Consider the following 22,350-nt stretch of genomic DNA (forward strand, 5'->3'; position numbering starts at 1 on the left):
AAGGCGGGACCCTCGAGTCCGCCTTTTTATTTTGAAAATCTTTTATTCCATTGTTCGGCCTTCGCTAATGCTAAAGAATCTTCTTTCACTTCTCCCGGCTTTACCCCGCTCCCGATGATATAGTCCGCGAATTCCATCCCGACAAAATCAAAAATGTATTGAAATTGCTGAACAAGTGGAAGTCCTTTGACTTTCGCACTGCTGCCGCCGGTAATAACTACGTATGCCTTCTTCTTAGCCAGCTCTTCTTTCAGATTAAAGCGCTCATCCCTTAGATACTGGGACCAGCGATCAAAGAAATCCTTCATTGGACCGCTCATGCCATACCAGTATAAAGGGGTAGCGAATACGAAAACATCATGTGACAGCATGTTCCTCACTAATTGTTCATAGTCGTCATTAACCGTTGTAAAGCCGCCATCCGCATGCCTTTGATCCACAATCGGTTCGATATGCAAATCTGCTAATTTTACAAGGGTGTGATCAGTCCCTTCCACAATCTTATTTGCCAAATACTCCGAGTTCCCGTTTTCTCTTGTACTGCCCAGCAAAGCCAATACTTTCATTGAAATCTCTCCTTCGACTATCGTCCTTGTATGAATTTTACATAAAAATATTGGGGGAAGCAAAAAAAGCATCTTTACATTAGTGTTAGTTCATTTTTACATTCTATTAATCTCTCATTTACATTAGGGTTCTATACTACTATTTGTAAGATAATAAAGGGAGGTTAATAGAATGAAATTTAAGAAATTCACAAAAAAGACACTTCCAATCCTTGCTGCTTCTGCAGTTGCGTTTGGCGGACTAATCGGTTCAGTACAGCAAACAGAAGCTAAGGGCAAAACAGATAATAGAAAGATCAAAAATGTTATTTTCCTTATCGGCGACGGGATGGGCGTATCCTACACGTCTGCATACCGATATTTAAAAGACGATCCCGGCACAAAATTTGTTGAACGTACTGAGTTGGATAAATATTTGGTCGGCCAGCAAATGACTTATCCGGAAGATCCCGAACAAAATGTTACAGACTCTGCATCTGCAGCCACAGCCATGTCTGCAGGCATAAAAACATATAACAATGCCATTGCTGTTGATAATGACGGCTCTGAGGTAAAAACAGTTTTGGAAGCAGCGAAAGAGCAAGGAAAAGCGACTGGTCTTGTAGCTACATCAGAAATTACGCATGCCACTCCTGCCTCATTCGGATCGCATGACGAAAGCCGGCAGAATATGAATGCCATTGCCGATGATTATTATGATGAACTTATCAATGGCAAGCACAGAGTAGATGTTCTACTTGGCGGGGGAACTGATCTGCTTGTCCGCAAAGACAGAAACATCGCGGAGGAATTCAAGAAAGACGGATACAGCTATGTAACAAACCGCCAAGAATTATTGGCTGATAAAAATGAACAAGTTCTTGGTCTGTTTGCAGAACGCGGCATGCCTAAAATGATTGACCGCACAGAAGACACACCTTCACTGAAGGATATGACTGCTTCTGCAATCGAGCGTTTGAACAAAGATAAAGACGGCTTCTTCCTGATGGTAGAAGGAAGTCAGGTAGACTGGGCTGGCCACGATAATGACATTGTCAGCGCTATGAGTGAAATGGAAGACTTCGAGAAAGCATTCAAAGCTGCGGTCGAGTTTGCGAAGAAGGACAAGCACACTCTTGTGGTGGCAACTGCTGACCATTCAACTGGCGGCTATTCCATCGGTTCTGATGGCAACTACAACTGGTTCAGCGAGCCAATTAAAGCAGCGAAGCGCACACCAGATTTCATGGCGCAGGAAATTGCCAATGGAGCCGGTGTGGAAGAAACGCTAAAGGAGTATATTGATCTTGATTTAAAAGAAGGAGAAATTCAATCTGTTAAAAAAGCTGCTGAAACGAAAAAGGCAGCTGACATCGATAATGCCATTGAAGAAATTTTCAACCAGCGCTCCCATACGGGCTGGACAACAGGCGGCCATACAGGTGAAGATGTGCCTGTGTATGCATTTGGCCCAGCCAGCGACCGATTTGCAGGGCAAATTGAGAATACTGACCAGGCTAAACTGATCTTTGAGATATTAAAGTCTAAAGTAAAGATTGAAGATAAATAAATTTTTATCTCCCGCTGCTTTCGGAATGCAGCGGGAACTTTTTCAATACTGAAGGGGGATCATCATGATAAAAATAATCACAGTGATTACGCTCTTATCCACTGTCCTGTTCGGCTGCTCAAGTGCCCCGGAACAGCCTGCAGATGCTAAGGCAGAAGTTCCGGCGGAAAACGAAGCGGTGGAAAATTATGACCCAAACCCTCAGGTTCCGGATGACCGGCAGCTGCGGGAAGAAGGGAAGACTCACATAGATGAAAAAGGTGAAATCACTTTAAAAAAAGCAAAAACTGTGGACGGAAATTATAAGATTGGCCCAATCGAAATGAAAGTAACTGATGCAAAAGTGATGCATCTGAAGCCTGACTACAGTCTGGTTGACTATTTTCACACCTTGACCCATGACGAGGAATTTGACTTTGTTAAGTGTTTTGTGCAAATTAAGAACACCTCTGATCAAAAAGTGAATTTTGCCCCGGCAGCCATCCTAGAAACAAGCGAAGGTGAGCAAATAACCTGGGAAAAAGATATGTATCTTGATGGGCTTAACAAAGAAATTGGGCCTAACGAATCCAAAGCCGGCAATGTTGGCTTTATCATTGAGAAATCAGATCTGAAAAGTATTGAAATAACTACCAGCGACGTGTTTAGTGGTGATAAGAACAAGATTGAAGATGCAGAGAAGATTAAAATCGAATTTTAAGGACAAGGCTCCAGAGATGGGGTCTTTTTTTTAGTTTCGCCGATAAGTTCAAACTCAATGAAGTAGAAATCTTCGCTGTTATCGCAAATGAGCAAGGTAAACTTTATTTTATTCCAGTTGATAAAGTTAAATTGACAATAATCCTTCTCTATATTAAAGTTAACTACGTTAATAGTTAAGCAGTTGAACAGTTAAACGATAGAATAATCACACTGTGAGGTGAATATATAAGTGAGTGTGCCAGACATTAAGGATTTGGTCGACCGGTATATTGCCGTTTCTTTTTCTGTTGAGAAAAAGGCTGCGTCCCTTGTGAAAGATCAGATTGGCAGCGATCTGACCAATGATCAGCATTTTACTCTGAGGTACATAAACCAGGCAGGTTCCTGTACTTCGTCAGAGCTTGCAGAAGTGTTTGATGTAAAAAAGAGTGCGATCACCGCCATGATAACACGCATGTGGGAAAAGGGCCTGATTCAGCGGACGCGTGATGAAAATGATCGCAGGGTCGTCTATCTGACCCTTACCGAAAAAGGGAATGAGTTGTACGTGAAAGCAGAAGAAAAGATTCATAACCTTGTAGAATCGCTGATAAATAAATTTGATCAAACCGAAATCCAGCAGTTCATCGAAACATTTGAGAAATTGGATAAAGTACTATCGCAGTCTAACGGGCAGTAAGACTAACAATCAGCGGAGGAAAGTTCCCGCTGATTGGAGTTTCACTTTTATCAGAAAACAAAGCGGGGGATAAAATAGTGTATTCAATTATTAAAAGAAAATGGCTTGTCATTGCCGTCTGGATCGCAGTGGCTACCGGCTTGTTTATGGCAGCTCCGAACATGGCAGATCTGGTCCGTGATAAAGGGCAGATTACTGTTCCTGACGAGTATTCATCCACACTTGCCGGGGATATCATGCAAGAAGTGCAGAAACAGGAAGGCGGCGGGGATGAGACCCAGATTGCACTTGTTTTTCATAATGATAAAAAGCTCACAGGAGAAGAAATCAAAGAAGCGGAGAAAGCTATCCGGACGCTTGAAGACAAAAGCTCAGAAATGGGAATCACTGAAATTCTTACCCATTTTAATGAAGAAAGCTTAAAAGAACAGCTTGTTTCAGAGAATGGCAAGTCGATTCTTGCTTCTGTAAATGTAAGCTGGAACGATCGTGAGCCAGCAGAGCTGAGTGAAGAGCTTTATTCAGCTATTGATGATGCTAAGGTAGATCACTATTATACGAGTGAATGGCTGATCAATGAAGATCTCATGAACAGTTCTCAGGAAGGACTGAAAAAGACGGAAGGGATCACAGTCGTCTTTATTCTGGTTGTTCTGCTGCTGGTATTCCGATCAGTGGTTGCGCCGATTATCCCGCTCCTGACAGTGGGATTCACTTATCTTGCTTCACAATCCATTGTGGCATTTTTAGTAGATAGACTGGATTTTCCGATTTCAAACTATACCCAAATTTTCCTTGTAGCGATTCTGTTTGGGATTGGAACAGACTATTGTATCCTGCTGCTTAGCCGTTTTAAAGAAGAGCTTTCCTATAACGAGAGCACAGCAGACGCCATTGTGGCAACATACCGAAATGCGGGGCGTACAGTATTTTTCAGCGGCCTGGCTGTTATGATTGGCTTTGCTGCAATTGGCTTCTCGCAGTTTATTCTTTACCAGTCAGCAGCAGCTGTGGCCATTGGTGTAGCGATTCTCTTAATTGCTTTATTTACCATTGTGCCATTCTTTATGGCGGTGCTGGGACAGAAAATTTTCTGGCCTTCGAAAAAGAGTGCCGAGCATGGTGAAAGCAAGCTATGGGGTACGGTCGGCCGATTCTCGCTGGCGCGTCCATTCCTGGCATTGCTTATCGTGGCAGCTGTTTGTGTGCCATTCCTGGTAACATATGACGGAGACCTTTCCTACAACTCCCTTGAGGAAATCGGCGGGGATGTTAATTCCATTAAGGCATTTAATGCCATAGCTGACAGCTTTGGGCCGGGAGAATCCATGCCAACGCAGATCGTCTTGAAAAACGATGAGGAAATGGATTCAGCAGAATATGTAGGCCTGGCTGAGAAAATTAGCCGGGAAGTTGAAAAAGTAGATTTGGTGGATACAGTCCGTTCTGTTACAAGACCAACTGGAGAGCCAATAGAAGACTTCTTTGTTGCCAAACAAGCTGAAACGCTTGAAGAAGGGCTGGGGGAAGGAAAAGATGGACTGAACAAAATTTCTGATGGTTTGAATGAAGCAAGCAGCGAACTGTCCAAATCAGAACCTGAACTGCAGAATGCCGCAAAAGGAATCAATGATTTGATTTCGGGCACCAATGAAATCAAGTCAGGCCTTGGTGAAATTCAGACGAACCTGGCAAAAATCGAAGATGGTATTCGCCAGGGATCGGCAGGTTCAGATCAAATTAAAGAGGGATTAGAAAAATCCAAGGCCGGTGCCGAAGAGCTTCTCGCTGGATATCAGCAGCTGCTAGTTGGGTATCAGTCAGCAGAAGAGGCCATTCCTTCCTTAATGGCGGGCTATAAAGAAATCCAGACGAACTTAAATCAGTTGTCGGATGGCATCAGACAGGCAAATGAAGCACTGTTTGGCTATGTTGAAACCAAGGACCCTGAGCTGGCCCAAGACCCTCAATACCAAGCAATTAAAGGTCAAGTAGCTGGCCTTCAGCAGCAGCTTCCAAAAGTTTCAGAAGGTATCAATGCTGCTAATAGGGGGTTAACACAGCTGCAAAACGGCTTGGCGGAAGCAAATAAAAACTTCGGGACCGCCATATCCGGCCAAAAGGAATTAGCTGCCGGGCTCCAGCAGCTGATCAAAGGAATCGAAGCCCAGCAGGCAGGGCTCAATCAGCTTGCGGACGGCCAGGGACAAATCGTTAATAATTTTCCAAAGCTGACAAATGGTTTAGCCGGAATCAATGGAGGGCAGGAACAGCTTCTTGCCGGATTTGGCGATCTTGGCGGACAAATCAGCCAGCTGACAGATGGCCTTGGCCAGAGTGCAGATGGGCTTGAGCAGGTATCTGAAGGACTCGGTTCTGCACAGGATTACCTGGCAGGTCTTTCAAACTCGGATAATATGGATGGTTTCTATCTGCCGCCTGAGGTTCTGGAGGATAAAGAGTTTGCCCAGGTGTTTGATGTCTATTTGTCTGAGGACCGAAAAGTTATGACAATGGATGTTGTGCTTGAAGCAAATCCTTATTCTAACGAAGCCATTAACCAGGTGGATGAAATCAAGGAAGCTGTGGAAAGAGCGACAAAAGGGACTAAGCTTGAAAATGCAGTTGTCGCGGTAGGCGGGATTACAAGTACCAATGCTGATTTAAGCACAATGTCAGATCAGGATTACTCCCGTACAGTCGTATTGATGCTGCTGGGCATTTCCATCATCCTTGTGTTCCTCTTCAGATCAATCATCATGCCAATCTATTTAATTGGATCATTGATTCTGACCTACTATACAAGTATGGCAATAAATGAAGCGATTTTTGTGAATCTGCTAGGATACACAGGCATCAGCTGGGCGGTTCCATTCTTTGCATTCGTTATTCTCGTGGCGCTTGGCGTTGACTACAGCATTTTCTTGATGGACCGTTTTAATGAATATCGTGACCTTTCAATCGCAGATGCAATGCTGTTATCCATGAAAAAGATGGGCACTGTCATTATTTCAGCTGCGGTAATCCTGGGCGGAACATTCGCGGCAATGATGCCATCCGGAATGCTGTCGCTATTGCAGATCGCGTCCATCATTCTGATCGGATTAATGCTCTACGCACTGATTGTGCTGCCGCTATTTATACCGGTCATGGTCAAGAACTTCGGCCAGGCAAACTGGTGGCCGTTTAAAAGAAGTGCAAATTAATTTAAGCTGAGACTGTCTTTATGGCAGTCTTTTTTTGATGGCTAGTTTTAAAAAGAAGCATAAATCCCCAATCATTAAGCAATTGGGGATTCCGCTAAATCTTATGGATTTGTCGACCACATGCCGGCTGTTTTCACAAACACCCGAGGGTTCAATTTCAGCTGTGCTACCATGAATTCTGCCAGATCTTCCGGCTGCATGACTTTTTCAGGGTTGCCGTCTGTCAGGTTTGTCTCAATCGCAAGGTCAGTGGCAACCGTGCTTGGAGTTAACGCGCTAACCCGGATATTGTGTTTTCTGACCTCAAGCATCAGGGACTCTGTTAAGCCTAAAACGGCAAATTTGGATGCGCTGTATGCACTGGTGACAGGCGCACCTTTTTGGCCTGCTGTGGATGCAATGTTGATAATGTCTCCGGACTTCTGTTCAATCATTTCAGGAAGAACGGCTCTTGTAACATTATAAACACCCATCAAGTTGACCTGGATGATGCTTTCCCACTCGTCAGGCGATAACTCCAGGAATCCTCCGAACTTAGCAATTCCGGCATTGTTAATCAGGATATCCACAGAGCCAAGATCTGACTTAATATGCTCGACTGCATGAGTAACAGCTTCAAGGTCGGCAACATCGGCTGCTGCAGCAGATACATTCACATCGTACTGGCTAAGTTCATCCGCCATTTTTTCCAGATTTTCAATCGTGCGGCCAAGCAAACCAATATGGACGCCTTCTTTTGCAAGCGCGATAGCTGCTGCACGGCCGATTCCTCTGCCTGCTCCAGTGATGAGAGCTGTTTTGCCTTTTAATGTATGCATCGTTTTTCCTCCTCTAAAAAAATCATTCATATACTACCAGAAAGGAGGTAAATTTCCTAATAAACCGCTTGTTAAATGTAAAAGTCATTCACAGATGGGAGGTATTTTCATTTAGAGTTTTCCATTATGTGAATAACTAATTCATTGATTTTTTGAATTTTTCAGAAGTATCCACAATTAGAAGGGTTTTTTGCCCGTTTCATCCACACAGCGTGGATAATCCAAGGAGACAATAGAGTTATCCACATAGGCAATCATGATCGGGATAAAAAGTTATCCCCATACATACTCTTCTTAAATTTATCCACATAAGTGATTGCCTGTCTCCCTATTTGTTCCTATCCGGCAATGAACTTCTCCTTGATCCTTATTTGCATCAAAAAAAGCCCGGTTTCCCGGACTTCAATGCAGCAGTTAATTAATCTCAGCTTTCCCGCTGGATACAGAGATTCGGATGTCATGTTCTCCTGATCCATGTTTGCCGGAAATATCATTTTTATCGCGTTTCTCATCATCCAATTCAAAATGGCTGCTGATATGGCCGCTGCTTGCTTTGCCTTTTAAGGTAAAGTCCGCATCATCAGGCAAATCAAGGCGGACAAAGCCTGAACTTGCTTCCACTTTAATAGAGTCAGTCAGTTTGCCGACCATTATATCCAGCTGTCCTGATGATACCCCGGCATCAAGCTTGCCTTGATAGTTGCGGACCTTCACTTTGCCGGAACTCATATCTATTTCTCCAGTACGGGTAATGATATGATCTGCATCCATCATTCCTGATGAGCCTTCATGCTCAAATTCATCCGCCTTAATGTTGGCCAGGCTGACTTTTCCTGAGCTCATATTAACATCCAGGCTCTCAAGCTCGAAAGGCCTGCTCTCGGATTTACCGGCAAAATTCAAATGGCCGGAACCGATGTCAATGGACATGGATTTATTGAAATCTTCAGGAATGTAGATTTTCAGATTGCTTTTGTTATTGAAAAACTGAAAGCCATCCAGCCACTTTCTTTTATATTCAACACGAATTTCGTTTCCAGACTTATTTATTGTCACTTTGCCTTTACCGTCAAGCTCGGCACTAACATCATTTCTCTTTTCAGGAATAATGACTGTATCTGAGCTTGATACATCTATGCTGATAGTATTTATCCTCTTGCTGAGGGTAGCTTCGGTACTGTTGCCTCCAAAGCTGAGCCAGCTGTTCACGCCGGTAAAGAGTAAATAGGAACTGATTAAAATAATAAATATTACAAATATCCTTTTCAAAGTGATCCCCTGCTTTCATTCTATCGATTTCTTATGTATATCTTACAAAAAGGCGAGGTCTTTGCACATTGAGCCGCAGCTTTATTTCCTGCTAGGACTTGAGGCGTATGGGATATAGGATTATGTTTTTTGTGCAGATTCCGCCTGCCGTTCTGAAAAGTATTCTCTTTTCACATCTTTTACCTTATTATAAATGGAAAAAATAGGAGAAGCTATGAAAATTAATCTATAACCACTGTAGGTATGTGGTGTATATAATGGATTTTATACACAATCAGTAATGAAAAAGAATTGGACATGTCACTGCCTCGAATGCTAACATAAAATCAGTTTCGGCTTGGAAAAGGCCCGCTCAAGAGTGCAGTGTACAGGAAAACAATTGCACAGAAAATAACTCGCTTTTATATTTTTTAAAACACTTAAAGTAAAGGTAGATGAATTGTTTATTTATGAGTAAATTTAATGCTGATACAATCATTACGATGAAGGATATTGTACGTGAGGGTGATCCGATCCTGCGTGAAGTAACAAAAGAAGTCACAGTGCCTTTGACTGAAGAAGATCGCGGAACGCTGATTGCGATGATGCAGTATTTGAAGAACAGCCAGGACCCTGCTGCTGCAAAGAAATATGGCTTGCGTCCGGGCATTGGGCTATCCGCCAACCAAATTGGCCTGAACAAGCGCATGTTTACAGCTTATTTTACCAATGAGAAAGGTGAGCCGCAGGAGCATTATATCATTAACCCGAAAATTATCAGCCACTCTGTCGGTGTCATTTTTCTTCCGGAGGGTGAAGGGTGCCTGTCTGTAGACCGTGATGTAAAAGGGTATGTGCCCCGTTATGAGCGCATTAAGGTAAAAGCATATAATCTTGATGGCGAGGAAGTGACACTCCGGTTTAAGGGGATTCCGTCAATCATCATGCAGCATGAAATCGACCATCTGAACGGAATTATGTTTTATGATCGAATTGATAAAAACGACCCGTTCAAAGTTCCAGAAAACTCAGTTATGGATAGTATTTAATATTTAAAAGCCGGCTTCTAACCTGAAGCCGGCTTTCTCTTAAAGGATTAAAAGTATAACTTTGAACTTCGATAACTGTCTAGCTCCAGGCGCCATCGGCTCTCGGGTCTAAGCCAATCCGTCCAAAAGGTTAAAGAACAACCTTTCAGACGGCTTGTCTTATGCTTGTCGCCGATAGGCGGGCGCCTTGCGCTTTTCTTAATCCAAATCAGTCTTATCTTTTTGGTCTTTGTTCCTCTTGTTGCCCTTGCTGTTATCACCGCTGATCGGGGATTGATTCCCTCTTGGTGAATTTTGATTGTGGCTGCCTTTATTGAACTTTTTAGTCATGGGGATTCTCCTTTCGTTAAAATGCTTCCTTATTGTCTCTAAACCACTTCCTTTTTATCCGGACCAGCCTTCATGTTTCCTTTTAAATTGCATATACATTTAAAAGGATTATTATGGGGGGATCTGGATGAATGAAATAGGTTTGACACCGTGGGAGGAGCATGCTTTTTGGCTGGAGATTCTTGAGGATCATGCGATTTTTGTCAGGGACCATCTTTCCCCAGCAGAAGATAAGTATGTAAAAAGAGCGGATGAATACAGGCAAGCCTTCCGGAACCTTAGGACCAGGCTTAAGCAGTTATCTCCTTCAGCACAGGCAAACTCACAGGAAGCTGCATCGATGGCCATGGAGATATGGCCGATTGCCAATGGCTATTTTCAATTCGAAGGAAAACTTCAGAATTTGAGAATCAATAACATGATCAATATTAATCTTTCGCCAACGTATTTTAACGGGACATTAAATGAAAATCAGGAATATTTGCGGCTTCTGTCTTACTATGCAAAAGGGCAAACACCTCCGCCGCAATCCCTTTTTGACCTGCTGGATTTGTGGCTCGAGGATCAGCTGGGGCATGTCCTTCTTCTACGGAATTCGATTGATCCGATTGAGGTTTTTGTTGAAGAACAGGCCCAAATTTATACGAGGGTTTTTCAGGGATTCCTCGTGCAGAACCGACATATGAGGGGATATCTCCGATTCACACAGCCGGGGTTTCCGCGCCAGCAGGAAATGGCGAGGGACGTGGGGGCTGCTGTAATTGAAATGAATGAATTTATTAAAGGCATTGTCCAAAAGTATGCCGGCAAAAGAATTCTCGATGAAACAACTTTGAGATTTCTCGAACATCATTTCCCTGAAGCCTGCTATTTAATAAAAAAACTCAGCTACTATGCTCCTGAACTGGCGGAAGAAGCTTCTAAATGCTCTTTGAAAAAACCGTCTTATGGATAAGAGCCAATGCACACCCTCTTTTAAAAAGGAGGGTTATTCTTATATATAGGGCAAAAAAAATGCTTCCTTGAAAGGAAGCTGAAAAAAGGGGGATTTACACTTGTAGGATTAGTATGCCCGGACCAAGGAGTTCTTATTCATATTTTTTTAAAAAATAACCCTTGATTTAGAGCCCTTTCGCTAGAGGTTTATTCCATACTATTCGTGCTATACTAAAAATAGAATCCGGTGGGAGAGGTGCTAATATGAAGGAAAATATATTAATATGTGTAAGCAATCCCGATCATGCGGAAAGACTGGCCCAGAGAGGCAAAAAACTGAAGGAAGCTTTTCAGGGAGAGGGTTATATTCTATCCGTAGAAAACCGGAAACAGGAAGAGTTTAACTTTAACGAGCTTCAGACAAAATACTTGTTCGAAAGTTTAGCAGAGAAATACGGGATGAAGATGCTCGCCAAGTATGCCGGGGAGAAAAAAACTGCCAGGGTGATCGCCGATGTGGCCGAGGAGTATAAAATTACCCAGATTATCCTTGGACAGGCTGTTCAAACCAAGCTGGAGCGGCTGGTAAAGCCTTCGCTGATCAATGAATTATTCCAGCTGCTTGATGGGGTGGATATTCATGTCGCAGAAGTTTCCAGAAAGGTCCATGATCCTTCTGATGACACAGAAAAAGGGATGCCGGCCCAGATCGTCAAAAAAGGCCCCGATTATCATCTAATCCTTGGAGAAAGTCATGAGAATAGAATAAATGGCACTTTCTTTAAAGCGTTATCCTCCGATTTCTCAAATGGTTTTTTTGTTATACAAAGAGGAAATAACCATGAAGTACTGCGTATTCATCATGGTATTGTTGATAGTAATATATTGGAAGATAATCGAGTAGAGGGAAAATAAAGTAAGTTATTTTCGCCCCTCTCACAACACCGTACGTACGGATCGCGTATACGGCGTTTCAATTTATATTACAGTGTGTACTTTTAGATAGTGTTCAAAAGCAGAGGGGAGCCCCCTCTGCTTTAATCTTTTATTGGATATTGCTCTTTGGACGACTTTCGATAATCCTATAAAACGGTAACCTTTTCGACAGTAGGTTAATCCTTTCGCTTCTTCCTCCGGAATCCCTAGTTGAATAAGCGATTTGATTTGTTTCTTGGGTACCTTCCATTGCTTCCAGATGATTACCCTAATTCTGGAACGCAATTTCATATCAATTCGCTTTATTGCTTTTTTCATCTTTGTGATTCTGAAGTAGTTTATCCATCCGAATATGACTTGTTTAAGCTTCACTATTCGAAGCCCTAGTGGAATACTCCAGTTCCGTTTTGTTAGTTGTCGAAGCCTCCTCTGGAATTTCTGGATTGAACTTAGGTGAGGTTTTACTTGGTATCTTAGGTTATTAACATCGAAGTAATAAGCGAACCCTAAGAATTTCAATTCTTTTGGGCGTGAAATTTTACTCTTCTCTGCGTTAACTATTAATCCTAGTTTGTCCTCTATATACCTCACTACTGATTTCATTACTCTTTTAGCTGCTTTTTCGCTTTTCACAAAAATGAGGGAATCATCGGCATATCTCACAAACCGTAATCCTCTTTTCTCTAGTTCCCTATCAAGTTCGTTTAACATAATATTACTCAATAATGGGCTAAGAGGACCTCCTTGCGGAGTCCCAACGGGAGTTTCTTCATATTTCCCTTTTACCATAACTCCACTGACTAAGTATTTTCTAATTAACGAGATGACATCACCATCATCTATTGTGTTGGCAATAATGCGCATGAGTTTATCGTGATGAACAGTATCGAAGAATCTTTCAAGGTCGATGTCTATTACCCAATCATCACCATCATTCATAAATTCCAGGCTTTTAATTATCGCCATCTCACAACTTCTTTTTGGTCTGAAACCGTAACTGAACTCGCTGAACTGTTCTTCAAATATCGGACTGAGAACTTGATGTATGGCTTGTTGAACGACTCTATCCACTACTGTTGGTATTCCCAATTTGCGCATCTTGCCATTTTCTTTTGGAATTTCCACTCTTAAGGCAGCTTGTGGTTGGTATTTTCTTGTTCTGATGCGCTGACGCAGCTCATCTTTGTTCTCTTTCAGATATTGCTTTAATTCGTCGACTGTTACACCATCGATGCCACTTGTGCCTTTATTTCTATAGACACGCAAGTAGGCTTCGTTCATATTTTGGTTACTTATGATCTGTTCTAAAAGTTTCACACTCGTTTCTCCTTCCCTCTCACGTAGTAAGTAATATCTCCTTTTTGGTTATCCTTTGAGATACGCTCATACTTTCGCCATTAACACATTCGGAGTTCGTCACTTACGCATTCGTGGAGTTGAAACACTATAAATTGTTCAGCCCTTCATGAGTTTACTCATTACTATGGCCTCTGCTGACTTCTTGCGATTAACCGTTTTCGACTGTACTACCGTACATCCGCAAGACCTCCCAGGGTAAGACAACTATCTTTCCTCTTTTACTCGCCTGATTTACTCTATAAAGTTACGCACATCTTTTGGACTTTGACTTGTCTTGGAGTCTCATCCCTTTATAAAGCCTTAGTATCAGATTCCTGTACGTCGAGCCAAGATTTTATTCCACGCTTCCTCCAGCCCTTATCTCACGATAAGTACCTTGCGCTTCCTTAGTGGTTGGATGATGTGTACCCCCACAGCGGACTTTCACCACCTAGATAGTTGCCATGCCTGGCACACAATAAGAAAGCCGGCCCGCCAGCCGGCTTTTGACATTTTTAAATTAAGTCATTTACATAATACACTTTGCCGCTCTCAATCTCCTTATGCAGCAGACGGGCCAATGTGTTTGCCACAGTTTCCGTATCCCTTAGCATACCCTTTTCCTTATATGCCTGGAATTTTTCCAGATCATGAAAGGATTCCTTTGCTGAAGAACGAATGGTTCCCTGCATATCTGTGTCCATGACACCTGGACTAAAGGCTATAATCTTATGGCTGCTTCCTGCTGTCTGCAATTCCAATGCAGCAGTTTCCGTGAACATATTTATTCCGGCTTTTGTGCTACAGTAGGCACTCCACCCCTGTATAGGTCTTTCCGCAGCGCCTGAAGTAATATTGACAATGACCATATCACATGAAACTTCACGCAGCAGGATGTTTGAAATCATTATAGGAGCAATCAGATTAACGTGAGCATTTTGAATTAATGCCGCATGATTGAGATTCCCGGCTGTACCGATTGGATCAATGACCCCTGCGTTGTTAAATACATATACGGTCTCCGGCTGTTTTTCCTGCAATAAGGCTGTCAGTTCGCTGAAAACAGATTCAAGCTCATCCGATGAGGACAGGTTGCAGAAATATTGAGCATAGAATACATTTTTCTCTGCAGCAAGCTTAGCTAATTCCGGGTTTTCGGTCCTTGAAACAGAAATTATTCCAGTTCCTTCCATCACCATTCTCCTGGCTATGGAAGCACCTAACCCTTTTGATGCGCCTGTTATAATTGCCAATTTCACATTCATCACTCCTATTTTCTGCTTGATTATCTACTATTAAAGCAGAAAACAATTATTTTTTCCTGTATCGGCCATAATGTTCCTCCCTAAATGCCTTCATTTCATCCTCTATTAAATTGATAATGGAGAGGGTCATTCCTGAAAACAGGCAGGCAACCGTAATCGTGCTTATGCCAAACAGAAAGTAAAGAAAACAGGTGCTGAAAAAAGTAAACAGGAGACAATAATGGCAAGCGCTAATTTTTCGCATTGACCGGCTCTGCCTTCCAGTAATAATCACTGAACACATCTGCAAATGCTTTAATGGAATGATTCAGTTCTTCCAGATTATTTTCCACACCACCGAATTCCAGCAGCAGGGCCCGTTCGGAAAGATCCTGGTTATATATGCCATTGCCTTCACTTTTTCCTTTCACAATGACGCCTCTGCTAATTCCCTTATATTTTGCTTCCAGTGCCTGATGGAGCTCCGTAGCCACTTTTAAGTTTTGCTCATAGTTTTTGTGCTCCTTCCCGACGACAAAAAATAGTCTCGCGTATGGCTTCTGATCAATTAATGCGGTTGTTTTCCCGCGTGGCAGCGAATCTCTGTGGATATCAATCAGGAATTTAACATCTTTATTCTCTGTCATGGCAGTCTGGACAGTTTCTCTTGACATCGCATAGGAATTTTCCCAGTTCCAGCCCTTCTTTTTCAGCTCTGCGGCTATATTGGTTTTATCATGCTCAGCACCTATGCCTTTTCTCGCCAGTTCTTCACTAAGCTTTTTTCCGACAGCAATAACATTAACCTGTTCATTGGGGCTAACAGCCTCATCTGTATTCTTTACATCTTTTAATAACGGAGCAAACGATTCCCAGCTATGGGATTGGTAAATAAAAACCCCTTTTTTGTCTGGAATTACCGGGGGAGCAGCATTATCCTCACTTTGGCCGTTATTCATAGCCAGTTCTTTTTCTTTTAAAAGAACTTCAAGTGGAGGGGCAGATTCCACTGGCAGGTTGGTAAAATCGGTGCCCTCACCAGCCACGGCAATACCGGTATCAAAGATCGAAAAACCAGGAAGCTCCCGGCCAAGGAATGTTCTAATATCCTGCGGCTGTGTGTTGGTTGCCAGCTTAAAGAGGGTTCCGGACAGGGAGTAGCTTTCGGCAGGAGTTTCCTTATAAAAATAATGATTTTCAGCTTTTAGAAAGTGAATGAAGAGCTGGTCGGCTTTAATATCCTTCAGCAGCACATTCATATGTGACGAAGAAAAGGCAGCCGGATAAAGCGTAACGGTCCCGGCAAGCGCCACGACTGCACAAATACTGAAAAGCCAGCTGTTTATATAAAAGAATAGAGAATGGACACTTAATTTAGAATTCATATCAATCCCTCCACTCTCTAAATATATGACGGATAAGCTGAATTAGAAGACAAGGGACGAAAGGGAAATCAGGCTGTTTGACGAATTTATTAAAGGAGTCTATAAAAAGGAGATGACTGAAATGGTACAGCAAGTATTAATGGAAAAAGACGAACATAAAAAATTGGCCATCAGCTTATTCAACAAAGTATGGGACCTGATGGAAAATCCCGATAGAACGGAAGAAGAAAACCTCGAAATGATCCATATGGTACATACATCGCGCTATCATTGGGGAATTGTCGGGCAGCCTGTTAATCTCTCAAGGGGAGAGTGGTAGATATCCAGAGTATATACAGTCTTAAACAGGGCTGAACCCGCTCTATTTCATGCTAAAAGAAATCTTGAAATTTGTCTTTCTAACAAAATTAGGGACTTTGATTTGGCATTCGCCTATGAAGCTTTGGCCCGCGCCTATAAAATAGCCGGCGATGAAGAAAAAGTGCAGCAATATAAAAAGTTTGCTTACGAGGCTGCCGAAGAGATCGTAAAAGAAGAGGACAAAAAAGTGGTCCTGAATGACCTTGCAACCATTTAGTATAAAATACATATTAAACAGCCATCCTTTTTACTAAATCTCAAAAGGCCTGAAAGGGCCTTTTATTTTTTGAAAAGATTTCATTGTTTTATCACAAATGGCTTTTATAGTTATCTTATCAAAGAACAATATAGATAAAGAGAGGGACACTAAATTGAAAAAGATATTATTCAGCCTAATAGCGGGGTTGCTGGTTCTTGGCGGATGCAGCCAATCTGAAGAAGAAAAGCCAGCAAAAAAAGACGAAGTGCCGCAAATCATTGAAGCTGTCATCGAGGTGCCTGAAACGATTAACCCTGGTGAGGAGGCAGCCCTTGCTGTCACTGTTAAACAAGGCGGTGAGGCTGTAACAGATGCAGATGAGGTGAAATTTGAAGTCTGGCAGGAAGGACAAAAAGAAAACGGTGAAATGATAGAGGCAAAGCACGGATCAGAGGGCAAATATACTGCTGATCATGCTTTTGCTGAGGAAGGCCTTTACTATGTTCAGTCCCATGTAACAGCAAGAAGCCAGCATACTATGCCAATGGTTTCGATACAAGTTGGTGAAGCAAAAGCGGAGGACTCAGGAACGGGGCATGATCAGGAAAATGAGGGCCATGAAGAAGGCCACTCTCATGGCCATGGCGGTGAGGTATCCATTGAGCTGCAGGCCCCTGAGCAAATCCAAGCAAACGAACAAACGCAATTATCTGCCATGGTTGATAATGAAGGGGAACCGCTGGCGGATGCTAAAGTAAAACTTGAAATCTCACTGAATGGTGATACACCTCAATGGGTGAATATGTCTGAAACAGAACCGGGCAAATACACTGCCGGCCATCAGTTTATAAATGCAGGCACATACACCATTACGACACATGTGGAAAAAGGCGACGACATTCACGAGCACACAGAAACTGAATTAACGGTGCAATAAATACTTTTCAGCGGGGAGGATTAATTACCCCGCTGATTCTTTTAGTTTACCAGATAAAATTTTGGCGGGAACTTCGGACACAAAACCCCTGAAAAGTTCGATTAAAGTCCGAAGCCGGGGCAACTTCAGACACAAACCGCCGGAAGCACTCAGTTTGAGTCGGAAGTCAGGGCAACTTCAGACACAAACCGCCGGAAGCACTCAGTTTGAGTCGGAAGTCAGGGCAACTTCAGACACAAACTGCAGGAAGCAGTCAGTTTGAGTCAGAACAAGGTGCAACTTCAGACTCAAAACCCCGGAAGAATCCGATGAATGTCCAAACCCCTCCCCGCCCCCCAGGAGCCTTCTGACTAGAGCACTCATGAAACTGGCAAAGATACCCCACCCCAGTTTCATGATAATATAGAAGGAGAGATTACAGAAAAGCAGGTGTCAAAGAGATATGTCAGATACACATTTGCATTTTAATACGGGGATTGGAGTCCAAAAGCCTAATAGCATTCGAAATAAAGATATCAGTTGCCCTTTTTGTGCAAGGGAGGAACTGACAGATATCATCGCGGTAGAGAATTCAATTATTTTGCTGAAAAATAAGTTTCCTGTTCTGGAAAACTCCTATCAGACTGTGCTGATTGAAACGGATCAATGTGATGGTGAGCTGTCGGTTTACCCTGAGGAACATTTGGTCAGGTTAATTTCATTTGGTTTAAAACATTGGCTGCTTATGGAAGAAAGCGGGAAATATGAATCTGTATTATTTTTCAAAAATCACGGGCCATTATCCGGGGGAAGTATCGCCCATCCGCATATGCAGATTGTAGGATTGAATAATATAGATTATAAGGAAAAAATACAGGTAAAGGATTTTGAAGGACTTCTCATTCATGAGGAAAGCGGCACGGTGTTCACTTTATCGACTTCCCCGAGAATCGGCTTTTATGAATTTAATGTGAAGCTTGCCGATCAGGATGATATTCCATACTTTGCGAAATGCATCCAGACTGCTGCCCATTATATTCTGAATGCCTTTCCTTTTCCAAGCAATAGTTATAACTTGTTTTTCTACAAGCTGGGCAGTGAGATTTACGCGAAAATTGTTCCTCGCTATATTACAACGCCAATTTTCATTGGATACAGTATCCCTCAGGTACCTAATAATCTCGAGTGGATGAGAGATGATATAAAAGTGAGATATTTCAGCGGCGAGTTTAAAACCGGGTCTTAATACCTTTTGCATCCAAAGAGTTTCTTAAAGCACTCTGAATATTGCCTTAATTAAACATTCTCAGTAATCGGGAAAATTTGAAATAATAACCATTCGCTTTTAAAAGTTGTGATTTACCTCTATAAAAAATATAATGAAATATTGTAGCGGGGAATAATGTGAGGTACATATGCTATTCCTTTCGCTGTGCTCCGTTATGCCTTAAAAGGTAAATGGTTTTGTTTTTTTAAAGGAGAATGATCATGACCTCAAATCGATATACACCTCCTAAGCTGGATTGGGGCTTAGTATTAATATTAATGCTGTTATTCCTGGTAAGTGCCATATCTATTTACAGCGCACAGACAACAGGGCAATATACAGAAAACTTCCTTTTGAAGCAGGTTGTCTGGTATACAGTTGGAGCAGGTATCATCGCTGCGGTAATCACACTGGATTCCGATCAGCTGAAGAAGATTTCCTGGTATGTATATGGCCTGGGACTTGTACTCCTTGGATTCCTGATTGTGGCGCCAGAAAGCATAGCTCCTGTCATTAATGGGGCAAAAGCATGGTATAAGGTTCCGGGATGGGGTCCCTTCAGCCAGCTGAGATTGTTAAAGTGTTCATTATTTTGATATTGGCGAAAGCGATTGATGAGCATCATCAAAAAAATGCATATAAAACCATTCAGACTGATTTCTGGCTGCTGATTAAATTGGTTGGATTAACAATGGTGCCTCTATTGCTGATTATGCAGCAGCCGGATTTAGGTACAGGCCTTGTATTTCTGGCCATCATGCTTGGCATGATATTCATTTCAGGAATCAGCTGGAAGCTGCTTGCCCCTATATTTGGAACAGGAGCAGCTCTTGCAGGCACTATTTTATATTTTGTTTTATGGCATCCGGAAATTCTTGAAAAGTATTTAGGAGTAAAGGAGTATCAGTTTGCGCGCATCTATTCCTGGATTGACCCCTATAATTACCAAAGTTCAACCGGGTTTCAGCTGACACGTTCTCTCCTTGCCATTGGGTCCGGTGAAACAAGCGGGAAAGGGTATGGAACGAGAGAGGTCTACTTACCTGAAAGCCATACCGATTTTATTTTCAGTATTGTAGGTGAAGAATTTGGTTTTGTAGGGGCAAGTATTGTGGTCAGTCTTTTCTTTCTGCTGATCTATCATATTACCAAGATTGGCATGGAAACAAAGAACAATTTCTATACCTATATTTGTGTAGGTGTTATCAGCATGGTTACATTCCATGTCTTTCAGAATATCGGAATGACTATCGGCCTTTTGCCTATCACAGGCATTCCGCTTCCTTTCATCAGCTATGGGGGAAGCTCGCTGATGGGGAATATGCTCGCAATGGGGCTGATCTTCTCCATTCGCTACCATTATAAAAAATATATGTTCTCGACCAGTGATTAATTAGAAAGAGCGGGTTACAGCCCGCTCTTACTCAATAATGCCTGTTTCTTCAATATTCACATTGCATTTAACTTCGAACCCAAGAGTTTTATAATCATCCTCCCACTTTTTATAATCAAAATTCCGATGCTGTGTCTTTTTAATTTGGCCGAGTCCAACTGGATCGACTCCGAGCTCCTGAAACTTTTTCAGCAGCTTGAGGCATTCTCTTTCAACCTTTTTCTCCAGTTTTTTTTCTACGTCCTTAACCACCGCAGTAGTCAGTTTAGTGCCGGTATACTCACGGACAATGCCTTCAATATTAATGTTAATGGCAGCATGATTATCAGTAATTTTAATTTTATGTGTGGATTTAATACTTTTTATAGCAGCAAGATCTCCTTTTTTTAACTGAACATCAAAATTTCCTTCACTATATTTGTCAACCAGCAGTTTAAAGAAGAACAAATCTTCTAAAGGGAGGATGTCTACCTCCTTATCCTTTTCGAAAAGGCTGATTCCAATTAGCTCCACTTTATCGTTCGCAATTTTTTTGAGGCGGGGAAGAAACATATCTCTCCCTCTCTCATGGTAATTACGGAAAGCAAGGTGAAGGTTGGTTTTCGGAATATCCCGATGTTCAATATTATGCTGTATCAAATTATAGATGTAAGTTGAATTTCCTCTTGTTCCATACTCTCCCTTCAACAAATCTTCCGCTTTATCTTCCGAGGTTATAACAAATACCCGTGCTCCTATGCTTGGGTCTCTTTGGAAAGAATCTATCAGGTCATAGATCCCCAGTTTTGAAATTTTAGGTCCGAAGACCGCCACTTTTAACCCTCCTGTCACTACCGGCTCAGAGGATTGCCTGGTCACATCTATTATTAAATCTTGCCTGAGTTTTCCGTTACCTGAAAAGGTTCGGTTTATAACACTTTTATCAGGCTGGAATTCCTGAAATAATATTGTCCCTCTGTACTTGTCCTTTGGATCCTCTGCTAAGTCGTAGCCCACCCCAACTTCAATATTAATATCATCCAATATTTCTTTGTCTACACAGCCGGAAAGCAGCAGAACAAGGCAGATAAGCAGTAATTTTTTCATTTCTTCTTCCCCCTTTTCAGCTTCTTGGCAATCATGACAGCGGCGAAAAGCAAAGGAATATAAATAAAGGTAAATATAAACCCCATTTTTCCAACAGAGTCGTTAAGCATATTAATTTTGTCTCGTGTATCCAAAAAAATTATCATGAAAAGCACTACGGCAACAATAAAAAATACGCCCACTTTTTGACGGATATTAAAAACCCTTTTAATAAGCCGTGAGACGATCCAGACGGATATGCACACATTAGGAAGAATAATTAAGTTCCAGTTAGCAATTCCAATATATTCAAAACGTTCAACAAAGGGCATTTCAACTATTTTCCACATTGTTAAACTGGCCCAAATTTGTTTGGACAGCTGTTCTTCAGAAAAATAAGCAAAGGTAATGATGGCTAAAGTCGTGTATATTAATGTAGTTGTCAATACGGCTAAATGAGCCCATTTCTGCGATTTTTTTGGCTCTTTAATAAAAGGATAGAAAAAAATGATGCTCTCAAACCCAATAAAAGTAAGTGACATGTGGTAAGAAGCAGTAAGCAGCTCTTTTATGGAATGATCCCAGATGGGCAGCAGATTGTAAAAGTTGGAGAATTTAATTGCCCAGCCAAATGTGAGGATAAGGTAAGCAGGCAAAACAAGCCCAAAGAATGAGATGCCCACCACTGTCCTAAATCCCCCAAAAATAATGTATACACAAAGTGCCATAAAGGCAAAGGCGAACCAGAAGGTGTTTATTTCTGGAAACATCCAAACCTGTATGACTTCAATAAATGTCCTTAATACTGTTAAGGAAAACAGGATGAAATAGCCTATAAAAATGGCGCTTAGTGCTTTGCCAATAAAGTTTCCTGCAATGTATTTATGCGCAGTTACAATATCACCGCCAGCAGTATCACAGATTTTATAGATCATCCAAATAATTACGTGAATGCACCCGCCGGCAAACAATATGGAGATCCAGGCATCGTATCCTGCATCCATTGCAATGATTCTCTGATACCCTAGTACACCAATCCCAATTTGTATGGACATGACCATGAAAAACACTAAAAAGGGGGATATCTGCAATCTCTCCGGTATTGGCTGTTCCTTCATCTGGTTCACCTCCAACTAATAACTGAAACCCTAAGCAGACACTTGC

20 protein-coding genes and 1 pseudogene are annotated in these 22,350 nt (G+C 42.0%); 12 read left to right on the plus strand and 9 right to left on the minus strand.

Features of this window, described 5'->3' with window-relative positions:
- Positions 1–26 precede the first annotated feature (26 nt).
- The gene (locus LLY41_RS03695; RefSeq protein ID WP_095243523.1) at positions 27–566 is read right to left on the minus strand and encodes a flavodoxin family protein; all 540 of its coding nucleotides are present in this window, start codon (positions 564–566) and stop codon (positions 27–29) included.
- Between the two features lie 172 nt (positions 567–738).
- On the opposite strand from LLY41_RS03695, the gene LLY41_RS03700 reads away from it, so the two are divergent.
- The 4 genes from LLY41_RS03700 to LLY41_RS03715 all read left to right on the plus strand — a co-directional run bounded on the left by LLY41_RS03700 (position 739) and on the right by LLY41_RS03715 (position 6,702).
- Entirely contained in the window at positions 739–2,115 is a 1,377-nt protein-coding gene (locus LLY41_RS03700) for an alkaline phosphatase (protein WP_095243524.1), read from the plus strand.
- Between the two features lie 64 nt (positions 2,116–2,179).
- Positions 2,180–2,815 (plus strand): DUF4352 domain-containing protein, encoded by a 636-nt coding sequence (locus tag LLY41_RS03705; RefSeq protein ID WP_304586986.1) that lies wholly within the window; start codon positions 2,180–2,182, stop codon positions 2,813–2,815.
- Between the two features lie 231 nt (positions 2,816–3,046).
- The gene (locus LLY41_RS03710) at positions 3,047–3,496 is read left to right on the plus strand and encodes a MarR family winged helix-turn-helix transcriptional regulator (protein ID WP_095243526.1); all 450 of its coding nucleotides are present in this window, start codon (positions 3,047–3,049) and stop codon (positions 3,494–3,496) included.
- Positions 3,497–3,573: 77 nt separating this feature from the next.
- Entirely contained in the window at positions 3,574–6,702 is a 3,129-nt protein-coding gene (locus LLY41_RS03715) for an MMPL family transporter (protein WP_304586987.1), read from the plus strand.
- A gap of 101 nt (positions 6,703–6,803) precedes the next feature.
- Here LLY41_RS03715 and LLY41_RS03720 read toward each other — a convergent pair whose 3' ends face one another.
- Entirely contained in the window at positions 6,804–7,520 is a 717-nt protein-coding gene (locus LLY41_RS03720; protein WP_095243534.1) for a 3-ketoacyl-ACP reductase, read from the minus strand.
- 414 nt (positions 7,521–7,934) lie between these two features.
- Entirely contained in the window at positions 7,935–8,789 is an 855-nt protein-coding gene (gene liaG, locus LLY41_RS03725; protein WP_304586988.1) for a LiaG family protein, read from the minus strand.
- A gap of 449 nt (positions 8,790–9,238) precedes the next feature.
- On the opposite strand from liaG, the gene def reads away from it, so the two are divergent.
- Positions 9,239–9,817, plus strand: coding sequence for a peptide deformylase (gene def / locus LLY41_RS03730; RefSeq protein WP_095243536.1), 579 nt, complete (start codon positions 9,239–9,241; stop codon positions 9,815–9,817).
- Between the two features lie 198 nt (positions 9,818–10,015).
- Here the strand turns inward: def and LLY41_RS03735 are convergent, their stop codons facing one another.
- The gene (locus LLY41_RS03735; protein WP_286137211.1) at positions 10,016–10,147 is read right to left on the minus strand and encodes a hypothetical protein; all 132 of its coding nucleotides are present in this window, start codon (positions 10,145–10,147) and stop codon (positions 10,016–10,018) included.
- Positions 10,148–10,274: 127 nt separating this feature from the next.
- On the opposite strand from LLY41_RS03735, the gene LLY41_RS03740 reads away from it, so the two are divergent.
- Together LLY41_RS03740 and LLY41_RS03745 are read left to right on the plus strand one after the other, a co-directional pair.
- Positions 10,275–11,102, plus strand: a complete 828-nt coding sequence (locus tag LLY41_RS03740) for a DUF2935 domain-containing protein (RefSeq protein ID WP_304586989.1) — start codon at positions 10,275–10,277, stop codon at positions 11,100–11,102.
- 245 nt (positions 11,103–11,347) lie between these two features.
- Complete coding sequence (locus LLY41_RS03745; protein WP_304586990.1) at positions 11,348–11,998, plus strand: adenine nucleotide alpha hydrolase family protein; 651 nt, start codon at positions 11,348–11,350, stop codon at positions 11,996–11,998.
- A 63-nt stretch (positions 11,999–12,061) separates the two neighbouring features.
- On the opposite strand, the gene ltrA is transcribed toward LLY41_RS03745, so the two are convergent.
- The 3 genes from ltrA to spoIIP all read right to left on the minus strand — a co-directional run bounded on the left by ltrA (position 12,062) and on the right by spoIIP (position 15,986).
- On the minus strand, positions 12,062–13,336 hold the full coding sequence (gene ltrA, locus LLY41_RS03750) for a group II intron reverse transcriptase/maturase (protein WP_304585635.1): 1,275 nt from the start codon (positions 13,334–13,336) through the stop codon (positions 12,062–12,064).
- Between the two features lie 536 nt (positions 13,337–13,872).
- Positions 13,873–14,622: a (S)-benzoin forming benzil reductase gene (locus LLY41_RS03755; protein WP_286137216.1), complete on the minus strand. Its 750-nt coding sequence runs from the start codon at positions 14,620–14,622 to the stop codon at positions 13,873–13,875.
- A gap of 230 nt (positions 14,623–14,852) precedes the next feature.
- Positions 14,853–15,986 carry a stage II sporulation protein P gene (gene spoIIP / locus LLY41_RS03760; protein WP_095243540.1) on the minus strand — a complete coding sequence of 378 codons (1,134 nt, stop codon included), beginning with the start codon at positions 15,984–15,986 and terminating at the stop codon, positions 14,853–14,855.
- Positions 15,987–16,107: 121 nt separating this feature from the next.
- Here spoIIP and LLY41_RS03765 point away from each other — a divergent pair, with 121 nt between their 5' ends.
- From LLY41_RS03765 to rodA, 5 genes and pseudogenes are all read left to right on the plus strand, one after another.
- Positions 16,108–16,305, plus strand: a complete 198-nt coding sequence (locus LLY41_RS03765) for a hypothetical protein (protein ID WP_304586991.1) — start codon at positions 16,108–16,110, stop codon at positions 16,303–16,305.
- Positions 16,306–16,407: 102 nt separating this feature from the next.
- Entirely contained in the window at positions 16,408–16,563 is a 156-nt protein-coding gene (locus LLY41_RS03770; protein ID WP_304586992.1) for a hypothetical protein, read from the plus strand.
- Positions 16,564–16,717: 154 nt separating this feature from the next.
- Positions 16,718–17,482 carry a FixH family protein gene (locus tag LLY41_RS03775; protein ID WP_304586993.1) on the plus strand — a complete coding sequence of 255 codons (765 nt, stop codon included), beginning with the start codon at positions 16,718–16,720 and terminating at the stop codon, positions 17,480–17,482.
- Between the two features lie 442 nt (positions 17,483–17,924).
- Complete coding sequence (locus LLY41_RS03780; protein ID WP_304586994.1) at positions 17,925–18,707, plus strand: DUF4931 domain-containing protein; 783 nt, start codon at positions 17,925–17,927, stop codon at positions 18,705–18,707.
- 242 nt (positions 18,708–18,949) lie between these two features.
- Positions 18,950–20,121 (plus strand): annotated as a pseudogene (gene rodA, locus LLY41_RS03785) (rod shape-determining protein RodA).
- Positions 20,122–20,148: 27 nt separating this feature from the next.
- Here rodA and LLY41_RS03790 read toward each other — a convergent pair.
- Positions 20,149–21,207: a Ger(x)C family spore germination protein gene (locus LLY41_RS03790; protein ID WP_251169322.1), complete on the minus strand. Its 1,059-nt coding sequence runs from the start codon at positions 21,205–21,207 to the stop codon at positions 20,149–20,151.
- Positions 21,204–22,304 (minus strand): GerAB/ArcD/ProY family transporter, encoded by a 1,101-nt coding sequence (locus tag LLY41_RS03795; RefSeq protein ID WP_251169321.1) that lies wholly within the window; start codon positions 22,302–22,304, stop codon positions 21,204–21,206. Before LLY41_RS03795 ends, LLY41_RS03790 begins: the two co-directional genes overlap by 4 nt.
- Positions 22,305–22,350: the final 46 nt, after the last annotated feature.

Source organism: Cytobacillus firmus (genome assembly GCF_023612095.1).
Lineage (GTDB): Bacteria > Bacillota > Bacilli > Bacillales > Cytobacillaceae > Cytobacillus.

Coding starts and splice junctions, on each gene's coding strand:
- LLY41_RS03755 (WP_286137216.1), bottom strand. CDS start 14,622: ATGAATGTGAAATTGGCAATTATAACAGGCGCATCAAAAGGGTTAGGT.
- LLY41_RS03790 (WP_251169322.1), bottom strand. CDS start 21,207: ATGAAAAAATTACTGCTTATCTGCCTTGTTCTGCTGCTTTCCGGCTGT.
- LLY41_RS03700 (WP_095243524.1), top strand. CDS start 739: ATGAAATTTAAGAAATTCACAAAAAAGACACTTCCAATCCTTGCTGCT.
- LLY41_RS03795 (WP_251169321.1), bottom strand. CDS start 22,304: ATGAAGGAACAGCCAATACCGGAGAGATTGCAGATATCCCCCTTTTTA.
- LLY41_RS03705 (WP_304586986.1), top strand. CDS start 2,180: ATGATAAAAATAATCACAGTGATTACGCTCTTATCCACTGTCCTGTTC.
- LLY41_RS03765 (WP_304586991.1), top strand. CDS start 16,108: ATGGTACAGCAAGTATTAATGGAAAAAGACGAACATAAAAAATTGGCC.
- spoIIP (WP_095243540.1), bottom strand. CDS start 15,986: ATGAATTCTAAATTAAGTGTCCATTCTCTATTCTTTTATATAAACAGC.
- LLY41_RS03735 (WP_286137211.1), bottom strand. CDS start 10,147: ATGACTAAAAAGTTCAATAAAGGCAGCCACAATCAAAATTCACCAAGA.
- LLY41_RS03695 (WP_095243523.1), bottom strand. CDS start 566: ATGAAAGTATTGGCTTTGCTGGGCAGTACAAGAGAAAACGGGAACTCG.
- LLY41_RS03780 (WP_304586994.1), top strand. CDS start 17,925: ATGTCAGATACACATTTGCATTTTAATACGGGGATTGGAGTCCAAAAG.
- LLY41_RS03745 (WP_304586990.1), top strand. CDS start 11,348: ATGAAGGAAAATATATTAATATGTGTAAGCAATCCCGATCATGCGGAA.
- def (WP_095243536.1), top strand. CDS start 9,239: ATGAGTAAATTTAATGCTGATACAATCATTACGATGAAGGATATTGTA.
- LLY41_RS03720 (WP_095243534.1), bottom strand. CDS start 7,520: ATGCATACATTAAAAGGCAAAACAGCTCTCATCACTGGAGCAGGCAGA.
- LLY41_RS03740 (WP_304586989.1), top strand. CDS start 10,275: ATGAATGAAATAGGTTTGACACCGTGGGAGGAGCATGCTTTTTGGCTG.